Here is a 20,409-nt window from a genome sequence, read left to right on the forward strand (position 1 = left end):
AGATGCACCGGGTGCTCGTGGTGGACGACGAGCCGCAGCTCGTCCGCGCCCTCGCCATCAACCTCAGGGCCCGCGGCTACGAGGTGGAGACCGCGCACGACGGCGCCACCGCGCTGCGCACGGCAGCGGCCCGGCACCCCGACGTGGTGGTGCTCGACCTGGGCCTGCCCGACATGGACGGCGTCGAGGTGATCCGCGGGCTGCGCGGCTGGACCCGGGTGCCGGTCATCGTGCTCTCCGCCCGGCAGACCTCCGACGAGAAGGTGCAGGCGCTCGACGCGGGCGCCGACGACTACGTGACCAAGCCGTTCGGCATGGACGAGCTGCTGGCCAGGCTGCGCGCCGCGGTCCGCAGGGGCGCCGCGGCCGGCCCGGAGGACGGCGCCGCCACCGTCGAGACCCCCGCCTTCACCGTGGACCTGGCCGCCAAGAAGGTGCACCGCGGCGGCACCGACGTCCGGCTGACCCCCACCGAGTGGCACCTGCTGGAGGTGCTGGTGCGCAACCCCGGGCGGCTGGTCGGGCAGAAGCAGCTGCTCCAGGAGGTGTGGGGGCCCGCGTACGGCACCGAGAGCAACTATCTGCGGGTCTACATGGCGCAGTTGCGGCGCAAGCTGGAGGCCGATCCTGCGCACCCGCGGCACTTCATCACCGAGCCCGGCATGGGCTACCGCTTCGAACGGTGAGCGCTCTGGTTCTGGGGGCGGCGCCCGGTACCCTGGAGGCATGAGTGGTGCCATCCGTTCAGAACGGCCCGCCGGCCGCTTCCGCCGCATGCTCGACCGGCTCTCCACCTCCCAGGAGGAACTGCACTCGGAAGAGCTGCAGAAGGAGGCCGCGTCGGTCGGCTGCACGCGGATCTGCGACTGCTCCGACCGCCAGATCGTCACCGTCACCGGTACGCTGCGTACGGTCACGCTCCGTCCTCGGGCCGGCGTGCCCGCACTGGAAGCGGAACTCTTCGACGGATCCGCCGCGCTCGACGTGGTGTGGCTGGGCCGGCGGAGCATCTCCGGGATAGAACCGGGCCGGCGGATCATCGCCTCCGGCCGGATCTGTATGAACCGGGGACAACCGGTTCTGTTCAACCCCAAGTACGAGCTGCGTCCGGTCGGACAGGAGTAACAGGTGGCGTCGAGCGACAAGACGGAAGACACCACGCAGGACACCCAGGACGCGGAGGTGCGCGCGGTCACCGAGGCCGCGCTCTTCGAGGCGTTCGGCGGGATCCGCGGCATGGTGGAGACCACCGTGCCCGGGCTGGTCTTCGTCGGGATCTACACCGTCAACCACGACATCAAGTCCTCCGCGATCGCCGCGCTGGCGCTGTCGGTGGTGCTCGGTGTGACCCGGCTCGCCCAGCGGGACACCCTCAAGCACGCCTTCAGCGGCGTGTTCGGGGTGGCCATCGGCGCGGTCATCTCGATGGTGTCGGGCAACGCCAAGAACTTCTACCTGCCCGGCATGCTCTACACGCTGGGCCTGGCGGTGGCCTACATCGTCTCGGCGGCGGCCGGGTTCCCGCTGCTCGGGCTGATCCTCGGCCCGATCTTCAAGGAGAACCTGTCCTGGCGTAAGCGCAACCCCGGGCGGCTGCGCGCCTACACCAAGGCGAGCTGGGCGTGGGGCCTGATCCTGCTGGCCAAGTCCGCGATCCTGTTCCCGCTGTACTGGTGGGGGAACGCCACCCAGCTCGGCTGGGTCAAGGTCGCGCTCGGCATCCCGCCGTTCCTGCTGTCGATCTACCTGACCTGGATCTTCCTGGTGAAGGCGCCGGCGCCGATCGACGTGATCGCGGAGATGGAGGCGGCGGACGCCGCCAAGAAGGCCGAGAAGGCCGAAGCCAAGGAGAAGGCGGAGGCCGAGAAGGCGGCGGAGGCCTCGTCGGCGCCCTGACGCGGCGCTCATGTGCGTGACGCGGCCCCGGTGATCTGCTGATCAGATCGCCGGGGCCGCGTCCTGTCACGGTCGCCGTGGGGTGACGTTCGCCGCGCGCTGGTGTCAGGCGTCCGGCGGTCAGGCCTCCGGCGGCGCCTCCTGGAGCGAGAGCAGGTCCTCCAGCTGCTCCTCCCGGTGCGGGGCCGCCACGAACAGCAGCTCGTCACCGGCCTCCAGCGCGTCGTCCTTGGACGGGGTGAGCACCCGGTTGCCGCGGATGATGGTGACCAGCGAGGTGTCCTGCGGCCACTCCACGTCACCGACCCGGGTGCCGACCAGCGCGGCCTCCTCCGGCAGCGTCAGCTCCACCAGGTTCGCGTCGCCCTGGCTGAACCGCAGCAGCCGGACCAGGTCGCCGACGCTCACCGCCTCCTCGACCAGGGCGGACATCAGCCGCGGGGTGGACACGGCCACGTCCACCCCCCAGGACTCGTTGAACAGCCACTCGTTCTTGGGGTTGTTCACCCGGGCGACCACCCGCGGCACCCCGTACTCGGTCTTGGCCAGCAGCGAGACCACCAGGTTGACCTTGTCGTCGCCGGTGGCCGCGATCACCACGTTGCAGCGCTGCAGCGCCGCCTCGTCGAGCGAGGTGATCTCGCACGCGTCGGCGAGCAGCCACTCGGCCTGCGGCACCCGCTCCACCGAGATGGAGGTGGGGTTCTTGTCCACGAGCAGCACCTCGTGGCCGTTCTCCAGCAGCTCGCCGGCGATCGACCGGCCGACCGCGCCCGCCCCGGCAATGGCGACCCTCATGACTGCGCCTCTCCTGGACCCTTGGCGAAGGCGGCCTCGACCGCGGCGACCGAGTCGCAGCGGACCATCACATGCACCAGGTCGCCTTCCTGGAGCACGGTCTGCGAGGTCGGCAGCGTCGCCTCGCCGAGCCGCGTGATGAACGCCACCCGCACCCCGGTCTCCTCCTGGAGGCTGCTCACCTTGTGGCCGACCCACGCCTCGGAGGTGTGCACCTCGGCGAGCTGCACCCCGCCGCTGGGATCGCGCCACAGCGGCTCCGCGCCCGACGGCAGCAGCCTGCGCATCATCTGGTCCGAGGTCCAGCGCACGGTGGCCACGGTCGGGATGCCGAGCCGCTGGTAGACCTCGGCGCGCTTGGGATCGTAGATCCTGGCCGCCACGTTCTCGATGCCGAACATCTCCCTGGCCACCCGGGCCGCGATGATGTTGGAGTTGTCGCCGCTGCTGACGGCCGCGAAGGCACCCGCCTCCTCGATTCCGGCCTCGCGCAGCGTGTCCTGGTCGAACCCGACTCCGGTCACCCGGCGGCCACCGAACCCGGAGCCGAGGCGGCGGAACGCCTTCGGGTCCTGGTCGATCACCGCGACCGTATGACCTTGCTGTTCGAGGGAGTGCGCGAGAGTGGAGCCCACTCGCCCGCATCCCATAATCACGACGTGCACGACCGTCCTTCCGGCTGTCAAACGTTAAGCGGCGACCGGGCCCGCTCCGGGCCCCGTCCGGCCGTCCATGCTGCTTCCAGCGTCTCAGACCGCGGCCAAAGCTACACACGCGCGCTGCCGCACAGAAGGTTGCGCCGGGCTGCCGCACAAGTTCCGCACAGTCCGCGGGGGCTGGCCCCCCCGTGCTTCTTGGCGATCCCTTAACATCGCGGGGTGTCCAAACTGACCGACCTGCCGAAACGGATCCTGATCGGCCGGGCGCTGCGCAGCGACAAACTCGGGGAAACGCTGCTCCCCAAACGTCTCGCGCTACCCGTCTTCGCCTCGGACCCACTGTCGTCGGTGGCGTACGCGCCCGGCGAGGTGCTGCTGGTCCTGTCGATCGCGGGAGCCTCGGCCTACCACTACAGCCCGTGGATCGCGGTCGCGGTCGTGGTGCTGATGTTCACCGTGGTCGCGTCGTACCGGCAGAACGTGCACGCCTACCCCTCGGGCGGCGGCGACTACGAGGTCGCCACCACCAACCTGGGGCCCAAGGCGGGGCTCACGGTGGCCAGCGCACTGCTGGTGGACTACGTGCTGACCGTCGCGGTGTCGGTCGCCTCCGGCATCGAGAACCTGGGCTCGGCGGTGCCGTTCTTCGTCACCCACAAGGTGCTCGGCGCGGTCGGCATGATCGTCGTCCTGATGCTGATGAACCTGCGCGGGGTGCGCGAGTCGGGCAACGTCTTCGCCGTGCCGACGTACGCCTTCGTCTTCGGCGTCTTCTGCATGATCGGCTGGGGCATCCTCAAGATCGCCACCGGGCATGACATGCACGCGCCCACGGCGGGTTACACCGTCCATGCCGAGTCCTCCGGCATCGGCGGCTTCGCGCTGATCTTCCTGCTGCTGCGGGCCTTTTCCTCCGGCTGCGCCGCGCTCACCGGGGTCGAGGCGATCAGCAACGGCGTGCCCGCGTTCAAGAAGCCCAAGTCCAAGAACGCGGCCACCACGCTGGCCGCGATGGGCCTGCTGGCGGTCACCATGTTCTGCGGCATCATCGCGCTGGCCATGAACACCGGCGTGCGGATGGCCTCCAACCCGGCCACCGACCTGCTCAACCACGGCCGGCCGGTCGGCAGCGGCTACACCCAGGACCCGGTGATCGCCCAGGTCGCCGAGGCGGTCTTCGGGCACGGCTCGATCCCGTTCGTCTTCCTGGCCGCGGTCACCGCGCTGGTGCTCTTCCTGGCCGCCAACACCGCCTACAACGGCTTCCCCGTGCTCGGCTCGATCCTTGCCCAGGACCGCTACCTGCCGCGCCAGCTGCACACCCGCGGCGACCGGCTGGCGTTCTCCAACGGCATCGTGCTGCTGGCCGGCTTCGCCTGCGTCCTGGTCTACATCTACGGCGCCGACTCCACCCGGCTGATCCAGCTCTACATCGTCGGCGTCTTCGTGTCCTTCACGCTCAGCCAGACCGGCATGGTGCGGCACTGGAACCGGCACCTGCGCACCGAGACCGACCAGGGCAAGCGCCGGCACATGATGCGCTCCCGGGCGATCAACACCTTCGGCGCGTTCCTGACCGGGCTCGTGCTGGTGATCGTGCTGCTGACCAAGTTCACCCACGGCGCCTGGGTCGCGGTGCTCGGCATGTGCGTCTTCTACGGCACGATGACCGCGATCCGCCGGCACTACACCCGGGTCTCCGACGAGATCGCCGCGGACGACGAGCCCGGCGACGACTACGTACGCCCGTCCCGGGTGCACTCCATCGTGCTGGTCTCCAAGCTGCACAAGCCCACCCTGCGGGCGCTGTCCTACGCCAAGCTGATGCGCTCCGACAGCCTGGAGGCGCTCAGCATCAACGTGGACTCCGACGACACCAAGGCGCTGCAGGCCGAGTGGCAGCGGCGCGGCATCGACGTGCCGCTGAAGGTGCTCGACTCGCCCTACCGGGAGATCACCCGGCCGATCATCGACTACGTCAAGACCCGGCGCCGGGACAGTCCGCGGGACGTCGTCAGCGTCTACATCCCGGAGTACGTGGTCGGGCACTGGTACGAGCACCTGCTGCACAACCAGAGCGCGCTGCGGCTCAAGGGGCGGCTGCTGTTCACCCCCGGTGTGATGGTCACCTCGGTGCCGTACCAGCTGGAGTCGTCCGAGCTGGCCCGGGCCAGGGCCCGCAGGCGCGCCGACTGGAGCGCCCCCGGCTCGATCCGCCGCGGCCCGGTCGGCCCGCACCAGCGGAACCGGGAGCACAGCGGGCAGGGCGCCGCCGGTGCGGACCGCGCGCGCAGCGGGCAGGGCACCGAGAAGAAGTGACGGCCCCGGCGGGGGAGCGGCGGCGGCCCGCTCGGCGGCGCGGGGCGGCCCGCGGGTGGACGTAGACTGGTCGGCTGTCCCCGCGTACCGCCCGCCGTTCCCGCGCACCGCCCGCACCTAGCTTCAGGAGCACCGCCGCCATGCAGACCGAATCCACACCGTCGCTGGCCGGCCGGGAGTACGAGGTCGAGGTCGGTCCGGTGGCGCACGGCGGCCACTGCGTCGCGCGCACCGAGACCGGCCAGGTGCTCTTCGTCCGGCACGCGCTGCCGGGCGAGCGGGTGGTCGCCCGGGTCACCGACGGCGAGGAGGGCGCCCGCTTCCTGCGGGCCGACGCGGTGCGGGTGCTGACCGCCTCCAAGGACCGGGTCGAGCCGCCCTGCCCGTTCTCCGGCCCCGGCCGGTGCGGCGGCTGCGACTGGCAGCACGCGGCGCCCGGCGCGCAGCGGCGGCTGAAGGCCGCGGTGGTCACCGAGCAGCTGGCCAGGCTCGCCGGGCTCACCCCCGAGCAGGCCGGCTGGGACGGCACGGTGGTGCCGGCTCCCGGCGACAAGGTCGCCAAGGGCGAGGTGCCGGCCTGGCGCACCCGGGTGCAGTACGCGGTCGACCCCGAGGGCCGGGCCGGGCTGCGCAAGCACCGGTCGCACGAGGTCGAGGTCGTCGACCGCTGCCTGATCGCGGCGCCCGGAGTCAGCGAGCTGGGCGTGGAGGCCCGCGCATGGCCGCAGATCGCCTCCGTCGAGGCGATCGCCGCGACCGGCTCCGGCGACCGGCAGGTGATCCTGACCCCGCGGCCCGGCGGCCGGCTGCCGATCGTGGAGCTCGACCGGCCGGTCTCCGTGCAGCGGATCGGCGAGCGGGACAAGGCCGTGCACCGGGTGCACGGCCGTCCCTTCGTCCGCGAGCGGGCCGACGACCGCACCTGGCGGGTCGGCGACGGCGGCTTCTGGCAGGTGCACCCGAAGGCCCCCGAGCTGCTCGTCGAGGCCGTGATGCGCGGCCTGATGCCGCGCAAGGGCGAGACCGCGCTCGACCTGTACTGCGGGGTCGGGCTGTTCGCCGGCGCGCTGGCCGAGCGGGTCGGCGAGCGCGGCGCGGTGCTCGGCATCGAGTCGGGCAAGCGGGCCGTGGAGGACGCCCGGCACAACCTCCAGGACCTGGAGCGGGTCAGGATCGAGTACGGCAAGGTCGAGCAGGTGATGCCGGCCACCGGCATCACCGAGGCCGACCTCATCGTGCTCGACCCGCCGCGGGCCGGCGCCGGCCGCGACACCGTGGCCCACCTGGCCTCGCTGGGCGCCCGCCGGATCGCCTACGTGGCCTGCGACCCGGCCGCCCTCGCCCGCGACCTCGGCTACTTCGCGGACGGCGGCTACCGCCCGATCCGCCTCCAGGCGTTCGACCTCTTCCCCTTCACCCACCACGTGGAGTGCGTGGCGATCCTGGAGCCGGCCGACAAGACCGCCTGACCGGCCCGGGCCTATGCCGCTGTCCGGGTGGAACCTGTCCGCTTCCGCGGCCGGCTGCCGCCACGGGCGCGGTGAGCGGCCATAGTCGGGGGTACCACCGCTGACCAGGGCAGGAGCGTACCCATGGGTGTTCGAGTCGCCGTCATCTACTACAGCGCCACGGGCAACGTCCACGCCCTGGCGCAGGCCGTCGCCAAGGGCGCCGAGAGCCGGAACGCCGAGGTCAGGCTGCGCCGCGTGCCGGAGCTCGCGCCGGACACCGCCATCGACGCCAACCCGGCCTGGCGCGCCCACGTGGACGCCACCAAGGACACCGTGCCCGAGGCCACCGTCGAGGACCTGGAGTGGGGCACCGCCTACGCCTTCGGCAGCCCGACCCGCTACGGCAACGTCGCCGCCCAGCTCAAGCAGTACATGGACCTCACCGGCACCCAGTGGCAGGCCGGCGTCTTCCACTCCAAGCCGGTGACCAGCTTCACCTCCTCGATGAACATGCACGGCGGCCAGGAGTCCACCCTGCTGTCGATGAACAACGTCTTCTACCACTGGGGCTGCGTCATCGTCCCGCCCGGCTACACCGACCCGCTGCTCTTCGCCGCCGGCGGCAACCCCTACGGCACCAGCTGGGCCAGCGGCAGCGGCGAGCTGCCCGACGAGGCCACCCTGGCCGCGGCCGACTACCAGGGACGCCACCTCGCCGACATCGCTGGCCGGCTGGCCGGCGCCTGACCCGTCCGCACGGGCGGGGCGGGCAGGACCGGCGGGGCGGCCGGGACAGTCAGGCCCGGCGGGGCGGTCGGGACAGGCAGGACCGTCAGGCCGCGGCGAGGTCGGGCAGCCGGGTGACCGTGTTCCAGTTGCGGCTGGTCGCGGTCATCCCGAGCCCTCGGTCGGTGAGGAGCCCGGCCAGCTTCGAGTTGTGGATGCCGTCGGGCAAGTACGCATAGATCTCCTGTTCTCCCGGTTCGAATGTGTCTGGCAGATGGGCCGGCCGATCGATCGCCGCCAGCCGGTCGAGCGGCACCGGCCCCGACAGGAAGACGACCACGAAGCGGGCCGGGTCGATCTCCTCCATCGGGAACGGGTTCGCCTCCACCACTCGCCGGAGGTCCGCGGCCGGCCTGACCAGGCAGGCGACGGTCAGGCCGGGTCCGGCGGCGATGGCCTGTTCCAGATCCGCCGCCAGCTTCAGCGGATCGGCCTCCTCGTGGGTGAAGACGGCGTTCCCGCTCTGCAGGTGGGTCCGCACGCCGGAACCGCCCATCCCGGCGAGCAGCTCCCGCAGGGTCTGCATCGGCAGCCTGTTCTTCGTCCCGACATTGATTCCGCGCAGGAGCGCGACATAAGTGGTGGTCGTCGTCACGACGATCACGCTAGTGCCGCGACCGGTCCGGCGTGGCCGGCCCGGTGCGGTCGGCCCGGCGTGGCCGGCCCGGTGCGGTCGGCCCGGTGCGGTCGGCCCGGTGCGGTCGGCCCGGCGGGAGCCGGCCGCGCGATGTCGGAGGGGCCCGGCTGCCCGCTCTGTCCAGCGTGCGGCCGTGGGCACTCGCCCCGCTGAAGGTCATTTCCCGCCGGAGCCGGATCATGCCTGTTGTCCCTCGTTCGAGGGACGGCGGGCTCGCTGGAACGGTTCGGCAGCGAATCGGGTGGCTACCTTCGCGGCCATGAGCACCAGTGCGGCCATGAGCACGAGTAAGGACCGGCCCGTCGTCACCGAACTGCGGCTGTCCGCCTTCAAATCGCACCGGGCGGAGTCCTTCGGGTTCGGCCCGCTGACCCTGCTCACCGGGGACAGCGGAACGGGCAAGTCCAGCGTGCTCGAAGCGCTGTCCGCGCTGGGCCGGCTCGCCTGCGGCAGCGGGCTCGACGAGGTCTTCTCCACGGCGGTGCGCGGCGGCGCCGCGGCCTGCGTGCCGCAGGACGCCCGGCCCGATCCGCAGGGCCGGCGCGGCTTCAGGCTCGGCTGCACCGTGACGGGCCCGGTCGGCCCGGTCCGGCTCGACCTCGCGGTGCAGGCGGAACCAGCCCTCCGCATCGTCGGCGAACGGCTGACCGGAGGCGGTGAGACTCTCCTTACTACCGCTCTTCGAGACCCGGCCAGGCCGATCGTCCAGGCGGCCTGGCACACCGCGGGAGTCGCCGCGGTCACCCGCGCCCCGCTGCCGGACGACCTGCTGGCCACCGCGCTGCTGCCGCTGCGGGTCTCCGGGCGGACCGAGGGCCAGCGGCTCGTGCTCGCCGCGGCCGAGCAGATGGTGGTCGCGCTGCGCGGGGTCTTCCCGGTGGCACCGCGGCCGGAGTTGATGAGAGGACCGGTGCGGCTCGGCGACGGACGGCTGCGGGCCTCGTGCGAGAACCTGTCGGCGGTGCTTGCCAGGACCGAGGGCGAGTGCGTCACGCGGCACGCGGCGCTGGTCAACGCGATGCGGGCGGCGTGCAGCCCGCCGGTCGAGGGGCTGACGACCCTGCCGGCGATGCCGCCGACGGCCAAGGGCGGCCCGGCCCGGCTCCGCACCGACGACCTGCTGACCGGCGATCCGGCGGTGGACTCGGTGATCGCGGCGGTGGACCGCGGGCCGCTCGGCCTCATCCCCATCGACCGGCTCGGCGACGGCGAACTGCGCTTTCTCGCCCTCGCGCTGGTGCTGCTCACCGGTCCCGGCGTGCTCGACGTGGACACCAGCAGCGAGCTGCTGCCCGCCGGTCAGGTGCTGACCGTCCTGGCGGACGGCCTGGACCAGGGCCTCGACGCCGGCCAGGCCCGCGAGGTGCTCAGGCTCGCCGGGCTGGCCGCGGGCCGCGGCCACATCCGGCTGCTCGGCACCGTCCGGGACTCGTCGGTCGCGGAGGGGGTCGACGGGATCTCGGTCACCCGGCTCGGCGGGCGGGGCGGTGCCGATCAGAAAGATGCGGTAGACCAGTCGGGGTGACCCAGCCTCTGGATGTGGCGGCCCTGCAGCGCCGCCTCGCCGACTTCGCCGCTGCCCGCCGCTGGCAGCCCTTCCACACGCCCAAGAACCTGGCCGCCGCGCTGAGCGTCGAGGCCGCCGAACTCCTGGAGATCTTCCAGTGGTTGACGCCGGAGCAGGCGGCCGAGGTGATGGCCGACCCCGGCACGGCGCACCGCGTGGAGGACGAGGTCGCGGACGTGCTGGCGTATCTCCTCCAGTTCTGCGAGGTGCTCGGTATCGATGTGCTCGCCGCTCTCGCGGCCAAGATCGACCGCAACGAGCTGCGGTTCCCGCGCCCGGATCCCTCGTCCGAGTGAGCGAGTTATCCACAATCGACCGGTTATCCACAGATGTTCGGAAGGCCCTTTCGCTCCCCTTGACTTCCTGTCACTCTGAGTAACGAGAGCAGGCGGTGAAGGGGTCACCGCCGAAGAAGGGGGTGCGGGGCATGGATGCCGAACGACTGGTGGCCGAGGCGGAACGGGCGATGTGCGGCGCGCCGCAGCCCGAGCGGATCATCGCGGAGGCCTGGCAGGCACTGGAACTGACCGAGGCGGTGGCCCGGCTGCTGGCCGCGGACGAGGGCCGGCCCGGCCGGGCCGCGGGGCCGGGTCCGCTGGCCGGCGGCGTCGGATCCGGCGGGGGCACGGGCCCACCGAGAGCGGCGCGGCTGACCGGGGTGCGGGACCCGGACGGCACGTTGCGGGCGCTGCGTGTCCTGCTCGGCGAGATCGGCCTCGTCCTGGTCGGCATCGTCGGTGCGGCGGCGGATGAGGGCACCTATTCGCAGTGCATCGACGCCCTGGACGCGGTGGACGAGGCGAAGGACCGAGTGCGCGCGCTGTCCCGCGCGGCCGGTTCCGGAGGGGAGGTCGACTGAACAAAGCCGGATGATCGTCGGTTGACGCCGGAGCCCGCCATGCGGGCAGGATGGAGGAATGGATCTCCGAATCTTCACCGAGCCCCAGCAGGGGGCTGACTACGAGACGCTGCTCACCGTCGCCAAGGCCACGGAGGATCTCGCCTTCGATGCCTTCTTCCGCTCCGACCACTATCTGGTGATGGGTGGCGGGGACGGGTTGCCGGGACCCACGGACGCGTGGATCACGCTGGCCGGCCTCGCCCGGGAGACCAGTCGGATCAGGCTGGGCACCCTGATGACGGCAGGCACCTTCCGGCTGCCCGGCGTGCTGGCGATCCAGGTCGCCCAGGTCGACCAGATGTCGGGCGGCCGGGTCGAGTTCGGCCTCGGCGCCGGGTGGTACGAGGCGGAGCACACCGCGTATGGCATCCCCTTCCCGAAGGAGAAGTTCGGCCGGCTGGAGGAGCAGTTGGCCGTCATCACCGGACTGTGGGGGACGCCGGCCGGCGGGAGCTTCGACTTCGACGGGGAGTTCTACCAGCTCAAGGACTCCCCGGCGCTGCCGAAGCCCGCTCAGCCCAAGGTCCCGGTGCTGATCGGCGGGATGGGCGCCAAGCGGACACCGGAACTGGCGGCACGCTACGCCGACGAGTTCAACGTGCCGTTCGCGTCGGCCGAGGACAGCGGCCGGCAGTTCGGGCGGGTGCGGGCGGCGGCGCAGGCCGCCGGGCGGGACGCGGACGACCTGGTGTACTCCAACGCCCTGGTCGCCTGCGTCGGCAAGGACGACGCGGAGGTGGCGCGGCGGGCAGCGGCGATCGGCCGGGAGGTGGCCGATCTGAAGGAGAACGGGCTGGCCGGCACCCCGGCCGAAGTGGTCGAGAAGATCGGGCAGTACGCCGAGCAGGGCGCCACCCGGTTCTACTTCCAGATCCTCGACCTCAGCGACCTGGACCACCTTGACCTGATCTCCTCGCAGGTCAAGCCCCAGGTCGGCTGACCCGACCGTGTCCAGCTCCGATTCCCGGCCACCGCACGGCCACCGGCCCGCGCCCGATCCCGCGGGCACGGCGGGCGGGCTGGGCGCGGAGCTGGCCGGGGGCCGGGCGCTGGTACTGGACGGCGGGCTGTCGAACCAACTCGCCGACCAGGGGTGCGATCTGTCCGACCCGCTGTGGTCGGCCAGGCTGCTCGCCGACGACCCCGGGCAGATCGAGGCGTCCCACACCGCATACATCCGGGCCGGGGCCCAGGTGCTGATCACCGCCAGTTATCAGGCCACCTACGAGGGCTTCGCGCGCCGCGGTGTCGGGCGGGCGGAGGCGTCGGCGCTGCTGCGGCGCAGCGTGGAGCTGGGCCGCCGGGCGGCGGCGGGCCGGCCGGGGGTGCGGGTGGCCGCCTCGGTCGGGCCGTACGGCGCGATGCTCGCGGACGGCAGCGAGTACCGCGGGCGGTACGGCAAGAGCGTGCGGGAGTTGGAACGGTTCCACCGGCCGCGGATCGAGACCCTGGCCGGGGCGGCGCCCGACGTCCTCGCGCTGGAGACGGTGCCGGATGTCGACGAGGCGGAGGCGATGCTGCGGGCGGCCGAGGGGACCGGGGTGCCGGTCTGGCTGTCCTACACGATCGACGGGGAACGCACCCGGGCGGGCGACCCGTTGGCCGAGGCGTTCGCCCTGGCGGCGGGCCGGGACGAGGTGATCGCGGTGGGCGTGAACTGCTGCGACCCGGCCGATGTGGACCTGGCGGTCCCGCTGGCGGCGGGGGTCACCGGCAAGCCGGTGGTGGTCTACCCCAACAGCGGCGAACGCTGGGACCCCGACTCCCGCCGCTGGCAGGGCCCCCGGTCGTTCCCGCCGTCGCACGCGAAGTCCTGGCAGTCCGCCGGTGCCCGCCTGATCGGCGGCTGCTGCCGGGTGGGCCCCACCACAATCGCCCAACTCGCCACGTCCCTCTCCGACGCCACGCCCTGAACCACCCCCCGCCAGACCGCTCCCGCCATGACCAGGCGGCCGCACCGGACCGCCCCCGCCGGCCGGCCCGGCAACACCACCCGGTCAGGGCGGCCCCGGCCACACCACCGGGCCAGGGCGGCCCCGGCCACACCACCTGGCCAAGCCCCTCCCGGCCAGGCTGCCCCCGCCAAGCCCGTCCCGGCCGGGCCGCCCGGCCAGGGCTGCCCCGGCCAGGGGCTGCCCCGGGCTGCACCACCGGCCGGAACGCCCCGGCCAGGCGGCTCCCGGCCGGGCCACCCGCCCCCGGCCGCCCCGGCTGGCACCTGAGTGGCGCGCCCCGCGGGAAAAGCCCTCGTGGGCGGGGGAGGTGGCGGGGATACTCGGTCAGGTGTTTCTGACGATCTCCACCACTGGCAGCGCCGCACGTCCGGCGACGGATCTGAGCTTCCTGCTGCACAAGCATCCCGACAGGGCGCAGGTCTTCTCGACGTCCTATGGGGACGCGCACGTCTTCTACCCCGAAGCGTCCGTCGAGCGGACCACCGCCGCGCTGCTGCTTGAGGTGGATCCGCCCGCGCTGGTGCGGCGGGGGCGGAAGAAGGGCCGGGGCGGGGCGCCCGACGCGGCGCTCGCGCAGTACGTGAACGACCGGCCGTACGCCGCGTCCTCGCTGCTCGCGGTGGCGCTGCGGACGGTGTTCGCGAGCGCGCTGCGCGGCGAGTGCAAGGCACTGCCGGAGCGCGCCGCGGACCCGCTGCCGCTGCGCGTCGAGCTGCCCGTGGTGCCCGCCCGCGGCGGCCCGGTGCTGGTCGCCCGGCTCTTCGAGCCGCTCGGCTGGCAGGTGGCGGCGGAGCCGATCCCACTCGACCCGCAGTTCCCGCAGTGGGGCGAATCGCGCTACGTCCGGCTGGTGCTGGAAGGGGAGCTGCGGCTGTCGGACGCGCTGCGGCACATCTACGTGCTGCTGCCGGTGCTCGACGACAGCAAGCACTACTGGGTGTCACCCGACGAGGTGGACAAGCTGCTGCGCTACGGCGAGGGCTGGCTGCCCGGCCACCCCGAGCAGAAGCTGATCACCAGCCGCTACCTGGCCCGCCGCTGGTCGCTCACCCGTGAGGCCGCGCAGCGGCTCGAACTGGCCCGGCTGGCGGACGCCGACGACATCGAGGTCGAGGCGATCGACAACGCGGTCGCCCCGGAGGAGCCGGCCGAGGCCGAGGAGCGCCCGGCGCCGCTCGCGGTGCAGCGCCGGGAGGCCGTGCTCGCCGAGCTGCGCGCCGCCGGCGCCGCCCGGGTGCTGGACCTCGGCTGCGGGCAGGGCCAGTTGGTGGCGGCGCTGCTCAAGGAGCCGGCGTTCACCGAGATCGTCGGGCTCGACGTGTCGGTGCGGGCGCTGGACATCGCGGCCCGCCGGCTGCGCCTCGACCGGATGGGGGAGCGCAGGTCGTCCCGGCTGACGCTGCTCCAGGGCTCGCTGGCGTACACCGACAACCGTCTGAAGGGCTATGACGCGGCCGTGCTCAGCGAGGTGATCGAGCACCTGGACCTGCCCCGGCTGCCCGCGCTCGAATACGCCGTGTTCGGCTCCGCCCGCCCCCGGACGGTGATCGTGACGACGCCGAACGTCGAGTACAACGTGCGCTGGGAGTCACTGCCCGCGGGCCACGCCCGGCACGCCGACCACCGGTTCGAGTGGAACCGGGCGCAGTTCGCCGAGTGGGCGGAGAAGGTCGCGGCCCGGCACGGCTACCAGGTCCGCTACCTGCCCGTCGGCCCCGACGACCCCGAGGTCGGCCCGCCCACCCAGCTCGCCGTGTTCACCCTGGCCGGCGAGAGCCAGAACGAGAACCAGAACGAGAACCAGAAGAAGGAGGAGACGGTCGCATGACAACCGAGACACAGACCCCGGACACGGCCCCGGCCCCCGGCCGCGTCCTGCCGGTCACCGACCTCTCCCTCGTCGTCCTGATCGGCGCCACCGGCTCCGGCAAGTCCACCTTCGCCGCCCGGCACTTCAAGCCCACCGAGGTGATCTCCTCCGACTTCTGCCGCGGCCTGGTCAGCGACGACGAGAACGACCAGAGCGCCACCGGCGACGCCTTCGACGTCCTGCACTACATCGCGGGCAAGCGGCTGGCGGCCGGCCGCCGCACGGTCGTCGACGCCACCAACGTGCAGCCGGAGAGCCGCAAGCAGCTGATCAAGCTGGCCCGCGAGTACGACGTGCTGCCCATCGCCATCGTCCTCGACGTGCCCGAACAGGTCTGCGTGCGGCGCAACGCCGGCCGCCCAGACCGGGCCGCGCTGCCCGGCCACGTCATCCCCCGGCACCAGCGCGAACTGCGCCGCTCGCTGCGCGGCCTGGAACGCGAGGGCTTCCGCAAGGTGCACATCCTGCGCGGCACCGACGAGATCGACCGCGCCCGGATCACCACCGAGCGCCGCTACAACGACCTGGCCCACCTGACCGGGCCGTTCGACATCATCGGCGACGTCCACGGCTGCCGCTCCGAGCTCGACACCCTGCTGGCCAAGCTCGGCTACCAGGACGGCGTGCACCCGCAGGGCCGTACCGCCGTCTTCCTCGGCGACCTGGTGGACCGCGGCCCGGACAGCCCCGGCGTGCTGCGCCGCGTCATGAGCATGGTCGCCGCGGGCAGCGCGCTGTGCATTCCCGGCAACCACGAGAACAAGTTCGGCCGCTACCTCAAGGGCCGGCAGGTCCAGCACACCCACGGACTCGCCGTCACCGTCGAGCAGTTCGAGGCGGAGGACGAGAAGGACCCGGAGTTCCGCGCCCAGGTCAAGGAGTTCATCGAGGGCCTGGTCAGCCACTACGTGCTCGACGGCGGCCGGCTGGTGGTCTGCCACGCCGGCCTGCCGGAGAAGTACCACGGCCGCACCTCCGGCCGGGTCCGCTCGCACGCGCTCTACGGCGACACCACCGGCGAGACCGACGAGTTCGGCCTGCCGGTGCGCTACCCGTGGGCCGAGGACTACCGTGGCAAGGCCGCCGTCGTCTACGGCCACACCCCGGTGCCGACCGCCTCGTGGATCAACAACACCATCTGCCTGGACACCGGCGCGGTGTTCGGCGGGAAGCTGACCGCGCTGCGCTGGCCGGAGCGCGAGCTGGTCGACGTACCCGCCGAGCGCGAGTGGTACGAGCCGGTGAAGCCGCTGGTCAGCGAGGCGCCCGGCGGACGGGAGGGCCGCCCGCTGGACCTGGCCGACGTGGCCGGCCGGCGGATCGTGGAGACCTCCCTGATGGGGCGGCTCGCGGTCCGCGAGGAGAACGCGGCGGCGGCCCTGGAGGTGATGAGCCGCTTCGCGGTCGACCCGCGGCTGCTCGGCTACCTGCCGCCGACCATGTCGCCGTGCGCCACCTCCCGGCTCGACGACTGGCTGGAGCACCCGGTCGAGGCGTTCGCCGCGTTCCGTGAGGACGGGGTGCGGGAAGTGGTGTGCGAGGAGAAGCACATGGGCTCGCGCGCGGTCGCCCTGGTGTGCCGTGACGAGGCCGCCGCGCAGGAGCGGTTCGGCACCGACGGCGCCACCGGCACCACCGGCGCGCTGCACACCCGTACCGGCCGGCCGTTCTTCGAGGACCCCGCGGTCACAGAGGAGGTACTGGCCCGGCTGCGCGCCGCGGTCACCGCGAGCGGCCTGTGGGAGGAGCTGGACACCGACTGGCTGCTGCTCGACGCGGAGTTGCTGCCCTGGTCGCTCAAGGCGTCCGGCCTGCTGCGCAAGCAGTACGCGGCCGTGGGCGCGGCCGGCGGCGCGGTCTTCCCGCCCGCGCTGGCCGCGCTGGAGTCCGCGGCGGCCCGCGGCTCCGACGTCGGCGGGCTGCTGGGCCGGCAGCGCGAACGGGCCGCGGACGCAGCCGCGTTCACCGACGCCTATCGGCGCTACTGCTGGACGACCGACGGCCTGGACGGCGTACGCCTGGCACCGTTCCAGCTGCTCGCGGTGGCCGGCCGCAGCCTCGCCGCGCTTCCGCACGACCGGCAGCTCGCGCTGATCGACCGGATGGTCGCGGCCGACCCGTCGGGGCAGCTCCAGCACACCGGGCGACTGATGGTCGACACCGGGGACGAGGCATCGGTGGCCGCGGGCGTGCGCTGGTGGCTGGACCTGACCGAGGGCGGCGGCGAGGGCATGGTCGTCAAGCCGCTGGCCGCGCTGGCGCGCAACGGGAAGGGCGGCCTGGTGCAGCCCGGCATCAAGTGCCGTGGCCGGGAGTATCTGCGGATCATCTACGGTCCGGAGTACACCCGCCCCGAGCACCTGACCCGGCTCAGGAACCGCTCGCTGGGCCACAAGCGCTCGCTCGCACTGCGCGAGTACGCGCTCGGCCTCGAAGCGCTCGACCGGCTGGCGGCGGCGGAACCGCTGTGGCGGGTGCACGAGGCGGTCTTCGCGGTGCTCGCGCTGGAGTCGGAGCCGGTGGACCCCCGGCTCTGACCCCCAGACGTCCGCCGGGGCCCCGGCCGACCGGGGTCCCGCCCACCCGGGGCCGTCCAACCGTCTCGAACCAGTCGGGAGCGGCGGCGCGCGGTCAATGCCGCCGCCTGCCGCCCCCGGCATGGGAGTCTCTTCTTCCATGGGATTTCACGTGGACTCCGAGACCGGGCGGCTGCGCCGCGTCATACTGCACCGCCCCGATCTGGAACTCAAACGCCTCACCCCGAGCAACAAGGACGCGCTGCTCTTCGACGACATCCTGTGGGTGCGCAGGGCGCGCGCCGAGCACGACGGTTTCGCCGACGTACTGCGCGACCGCGGCGTCCAGGTCCACCTGTTCGGCGACCTGCTGACGGAGTCGCTGCTGATCCCGGCGGCGCGAACGCTGGTGCTCGACCGGGTCTTCGACGAGAAGGAGTACGGCCCGCTGGCCACCGGCCACCTGCGGGCCGCCTTCGACCGGCTGGCCGCGGCCGAGCTGACCGAGGCGCTGGTCGGCGGGATGACCAAGCGCGAGTTCCTGGAACGTTTCGCCGAGCCGGTCTCGGTGCGCTTCCACGCCATGGACCTCGACGACTTCCTGCTCAGCCCGCTGCCCAACCACCTGTTCACCCGGGACACCTCGGCCTGGGTCTACGACGGGGTCAGCATCAACGCGATGCGCTGGCCGGCCAGGCAGCGCGAGACCGTGCACTTCGAGGCGATCTACCGGCACCATCCGCTGTTCGCCGGCGATGACTTCCGGGTCTGGTCGGAGGGCCAGAGCGCGTACCCGTCCACGATCGAGGGCGGTGACGTGCTGGTGATCGGCAAGGGCGCGGTGCTGATCGGGATGAGCGAGCGGACCACCCCGCAGGCCGTCGAGATGCTGGCGCAGGGCCTGTTCGCGGCCGGTTCCGCGCGGACCATCGTGGCCCTGGACATGCCCAAGCGGCGGGCGTTCATGCACCTCGACACGGTGATGACGATGGTGGACGGCGACACCTTCACGCAGTACGCGGGCCTGGGCATGCTGCCCTCCTACACCATCGAACCGGGCGGCGAGGAGGGCGAGTTGAAGGTCACCGACCATCCCCCCGAGCACATGCACCGGGCCATCGCGGCGGCGCTCGGCCTGGACTCGATCAAGGTGCTGACCGCGACCCAGGACGTGCACGAGGCCGAGCGCGAGCAGTGGGACGACGGCTGCAACGTCCTGGCCGTCGAGCCCGGCGTGGTGGTGGCCTACGAGCGCAACGCGACCACCAACACGTTCCTGCGCAAGCGCGGCCTCGAGGTGATCGAGATCCCGGGCAGCGAGCTGGGACGCGGCCGGGGCGGCCCGCGCTGCATGAGCTGCCCCATCGAGCGGGACGCGGTGTAGCGGGCACGCGGTGCAGCGGGCACGGCGGCATCGCACAGCGGGATCGCACGGCGCCAGGGCAGGGCATCAAGGCTCTGTATAAACATGCCTATTGTCGTATAGACTTCCGGTGTCATTCGTCGCCTGACCTAGGAGTTCCCGCATGGCCGTCAACCTCACGGGCCGCCACTTCCTCAAGGAGCTGGACTTCACGCCCGAGGAGTTCCGCCACCTGGTGGAGCTGGCCGCGGAGCTGAAGGCGGCCAAGAAGGCGGGCACGGAGCAGCAGCGGCTGCGCGGCCGGAACATCGCGCTGGTCTTCGAGAAGACCTCCACCCGTACCCGCTGCTCGTTCGAGGTGGCCGCCGCCGACCAGGGCGCCTCGACCACCTACCTGGACCCGTCGGGATCGCAGATCGGCCACAAGGAGTCGGTGAAGGACACCGCGCGGGTGCTCGGCCGGATGTTCGACGGCATCCAGTACCGCGGCCACGGCCAGGCCGTGGTGGAGGAGCTGGCCGCGCACGCGGGCGTGCCGGTCTGGAACGGCCTCACCGACGAGTGGCACCCCACCCAGATGCTCGCCGACGTGCTCACCATGTCGGAGCACAGCGCCAAGCCGCTGGCGGAGATCTCGTACGCCTACCTCGGCGACGCCCGCTCCAACATGGGCAACTCGCTGCTGGTCACCGGCGCGCTGCTGGGCATGGACGTACGGATCGCGGCGCCCGAGGCGCTGTGGCCGGAGGCGTCGGTGGTGGCGCGGGCGCGGTGGCTGGCGGACCGCACCGGTGCGCGGATCACCCTCACCGAGGACGTCGGCACGGCGGTGCGCGGGGTGGACCACGTCCACACCGACGTGTGGGTGTCGATGGGGGAGCCCAAGGAAGTGTGGAGCGCGCGGATCGCGCTGCTCAAGCCGTACGCCGTCACCGCCGACGTGATGCGGGCCACCGGCAACCCGCTGGCCACGTTCATGCACTGCCTGCCCGCCTACCACGACCTGGGCACGGTGATCGGCCGGGAGATCAACGCGCAGCACGGGCTGGACTACCTGGAGGTCTCCGACGAGGTCTTCGAGTCCCCGCAGTCGGTGGTCTTCGACCAGGCGGAGAACCGGATGCACACGATCAAGGCGATCCTGGTGGCCACGCTGAGCTGAGCCGGCGGGAGCCCGCGGCCCGGGTGCGGCCGGGCCCGGTCAGCGCAGGGTGAACCAGACGGCCTTGCCGGTGCCGGTCAGCCGGCACCCGGAGTCGCTGCTCAGCGCGCGGATCAGCAGCAGCCCGCGGCCGTTCTCGGCCAGGTCCTCGATCCTCGGGACCTCCTGGTCCATCTGGGCCTGCTGCGACGGCATCAGCGGATTGCTGGGATCGACCGACGTCAGCGCGTACGGCACCTCGTGCCCCGGATCGTGCACCTCGACCTGGAACCCCTGCGGCAGCAGCTCGACGGACAGCTCGATCGGCCCGCTGTCGGTGTGCTCGACGGCATTGGTGACCACCTCGGCGGTCAGCAGCTCCGCGGTGTCGGTGTCAGGCCCGCTGGCCTGCCCCAGCTCGGCCAGCACATCACGCACCATGGCCCGGGCCAGCGGCACGGCGGAGGGTGAGTGCGGCAGCCCGATCCGCCAGAGGGCGGACCGGTCGGGAAGATCACCGGTGCACTGCGTCGGGTGTGTCATTACGGCT

At 72.4% G+C, this 20,409-nt stretch carries 19 protein-coding genes; 15 read left to right on the forward strand and 4 right to left on the reverse strand.

Annotation, left to right across the window (positions count from 1 at the left end; genetic code table 11):
* Positions 1-2: 2 nt before the first annotated feature.
* The 3 genes from ACQPW6_RS32360 to ACQPW6_RS32370 are packed head-to-tail and all read left to right on the forward strand — an operon-like array spanning position 3 to position 1,896.
* Positions 3-686 carry a response regulator gene (locus ACQPW6_RS32360; RefSeq protein ID WP_433893258.1) on the forward strand — a complete coding sequence of 228 codons (684 nt, stop codon included), beginning with the start codon at positions 3-5 and terminating at the stop codon, positions 684-686.
* Positions 687-726: 40 nt separating this feature from the next.
* A complete protein-coding gene (locus tag ACQPW6_RS32365; RefSeq protein ID WP_433893259.1) occupies positions 727-1,125 on the forward strand; it encodes an OB-fold nucleic acid binding domain-containing protein in 399 nt (132 codons plus the stop codon).
* A 3-nt stretch (positions 1,126-1,128) separates the two neighbouring features.
* Positions 1,129-1,896 (forward strand): DUF3159 domain-containing protein, encoded by a 768-nt coding sequence (locus ACQPW6_RS32370; RefSeq protein ID WP_433893260.1) that lies wholly within the window; start codon positions 1,129-1,131, stop codon positions 1,894-1,896.
* Positions 1,897-2,016: 120 nt separating this feature from the next.
* Here ACQPW6_RS32370 and ACQPW6_RS32375 read toward each other — a convergent pair whose 3' ends face one another.
* Complete coding sequence (locus ACQPW6_RS32375; RefSeq protein WP_433893261.1) at positions 2,017-2,694, reverse strand: potassium channel family protein; 678 nt, start codon at positions 2,692-2,694, stop codon at positions 2,017-2,019.
* Positions 2,691-3,359, reverse strand: a complete 669-nt coding sequence (locus ACQPW6_RS32380; RefSeq protein WP_433893262.1) for a potassium channel family protein — start codon at positions 3,357-3,359, stop codon at positions 2,691-2,693. Before ACQPW6_RS32380 ends, ACQPW6_RS32375 begins: the two co-directional genes overlap by 4 nt.
* 213 nt (positions 3,360-3,572) lie before the next feature.
* Between ACQPW6_RS32380 and ACQPW6_RS32385 the strand changes: the two genes are divergently transcribed.
* From ACQPW6_RS32385 to wrbA, 3 genes are all read left to right on the forward strand, one after another.
* Positions 3,573-5,672: an APC family permease gene (locus ACQPW6_RS32385; protein WP_433893263.1), complete on the forward strand. Its 2,100-nt coding sequence runs from the start codon at positions 3,573-3,575 to the stop codon at positions 5,670-5,672.
* A gap of 140 nt (positions 5,673-5,812) precedes the next feature.
* Positions 5,813-7,141 carry a class I SAM-dependent RNA methyltransferase gene (locus tag ACQPW6_RS32390; RefSeq protein WP_433893264.1) on the forward strand — a complete coding sequence of 443 codons (1,329 nt, stop codon included), beginning with the start codon at positions 5,813-5,815 and terminating at the stop codon, positions 7,139-7,141.
* A gap of 123 nt (positions 7,142-7,264) precedes the next feature.
* Entirely contained in the window at positions 7,265-7,870 is a 606-nt protein-coding gene (gene wrbA / locus ACQPW6_RS32395; RefSeq protein ID WP_433893265.1) for an NAD(P)H:quinone oxidoreductase, read from the forward strand.
* A gap of 85 nt (positions 7,871-7,955) precedes the next feature.
* Here wrbA and ACQPW6_RS32400 read toward each other — a convergent pair whose 3' ends face one another.
* The gene (locus ACQPW6_RS32400) at positions 7,956-8,504 is read right to left on the reverse strand and encodes a DUF1697 domain-containing protein (protein WP_433893266.1); all 549 of its coding nucleotides are present in this window, start codon (positions 8,502-8,504) and stop codon (positions 7,956-7,958) included.
* A 301-nt stretch (positions 8,505-8,805) separates the two neighbouring features.
* Here ACQPW6_RS32400 and ACQPW6_RS32405 point away from each other — a divergent pair, with 301 nt between their 5' ends.
* From ACQPW6_RS32405 to argF, 9 genes are all read left to right on the forward strand, one after another.
* Positions 8,806-10,071 carry an AAA family ATPase gene (locus tag ACQPW6_RS32405; protein WP_433893267.1) on the forward strand — a complete coding sequence of 422 codons (1,266 nt, stop codon included), beginning with the start codon at positions 8,806-8,808 and terminating at the stop codon, positions 10,069-10,071.
* Complete coding sequence (locus ACQPW6_RS32410; RefSeq protein ID WP_433893268.1) at positions 10,068-10,409, forward strand: nucleotide pyrophosphohydrolase; 342 nt, start codon at positions 10,068-10,070, stop codon at positions 10,407-10,409. The genes ACQPW6_RS32405 and ACQPW6_RS32410 overlap by 4 nt, the downstream gene beginning before the upstream one ends.
* A gap of 131 nt (positions 10,410-10,540) precedes the next feature.
* On the forward strand, positions 10,541-10,972 hold the full coding sequence (locus ACQPW6_RS32415) for a DUF6099 family protein (RefSeq protein ID WP_433893269.1): 432 nt from the start codon (positions 10,541-10,543) through the stop codon (positions 10,970-10,972).
* Between the two features lie 58 nt (positions 10,973-11,030).
* Complete coding sequence (locus ACQPW6_RS32420; protein WP_433893270.1) at positions 11,031-11,954, forward strand: LLM class F420-dependent oxidoreductase; 924 nt, start codon at positions 11,031-11,033, stop codon at positions 11,952-11,954.
* Between the two features lie 79 nt (positions 11,955-12,033).
* Positions 12,034-12,927 (forward strand): homocysteine S-methyltransferase, encoded by an 894-nt coding sequence (gene mmuM / locus ACQPW6_RS32425; RefSeq protein ID WP_433894725.1) that lies wholly within the window; start codon positions 12,034-12,036, stop codon positions 12,925-12,927.
* A 370-nt stretch (positions 12,928-13,297) separates the two neighbouring features.
* Positions 13,298-14,797: a 3' terminal RNA ribose 2'-O-methyltransferase Hen1 gene (locus ACQPW6_RS32430; protein ID WP_433893271.1), complete on the forward strand. Its 1,500-nt coding sequence runs from the start codon at positions 13,298-13,300 to the stop codon at positions 14,795-14,797.
* Entirely contained in the window at positions 14,794-17,376 is a 2,583-nt protein-coding gene (locus tag ACQPW6_RS32435; protein WP_433893272.1) for a polynucleotide kinase-phosphatase, read from the forward strand. Before ACQPW6_RS32430 ends, ACQPW6_RS32435 begins: the two co-directional genes overlap by 4 nt.
* A gap of 139 nt (positions 17,377-17,515) precedes the next feature.
* Positions 17,516-18,739, forward strand: a complete 1,224-nt coding sequence (locus ACQPW6_RS32440; RefSeq protein ID WP_433893273.1) for an arginine deiminase — start codon at positions 17,516-17,518, stop codon at positions 18,737-18,739.
* A 142-nt stretch (positions 18,740-18,881) separates the two neighbouring features.
* Positions 18,882-19,880 (forward strand): ornithine carbamoyltransferase, encoded by a 999-nt coding sequence (gene argF, locus ACQPW6_RS32445; RefSeq protein WP_433893274.1) that lies wholly within the window; start codon positions 18,882-18,884, stop codon positions 19,878-19,880.
* A 39-nt stretch (positions 19,881-19,919) separates the two neighbouring features.
* On the opposite strand, the gene ACQPW6_RS32450 is transcribed toward argF, so the two are convergent.
* Complete coding sequence (locus ACQPW6_RS32450) at positions 19,920-20,402, reverse strand: ATP-binding protein (RefSeq protein WP_433893275.1); 483 nt, start codon at positions 20,400-20,402, stop codon at positions 19,920-19,922.
* Positions 20,403-20,409: the final 7 nt, after the last annotated feature.

The organism is Streptomyces sp. CA-111067 (genome assembly GCF_050956065.1).
In the GTDB taxonomy this organism is placed as follows: domain Bacteria; phylum Actinomycetota; class Actinomycetes; order Streptomycetales; family Streptomycetaceae; genus Actinacidiphila.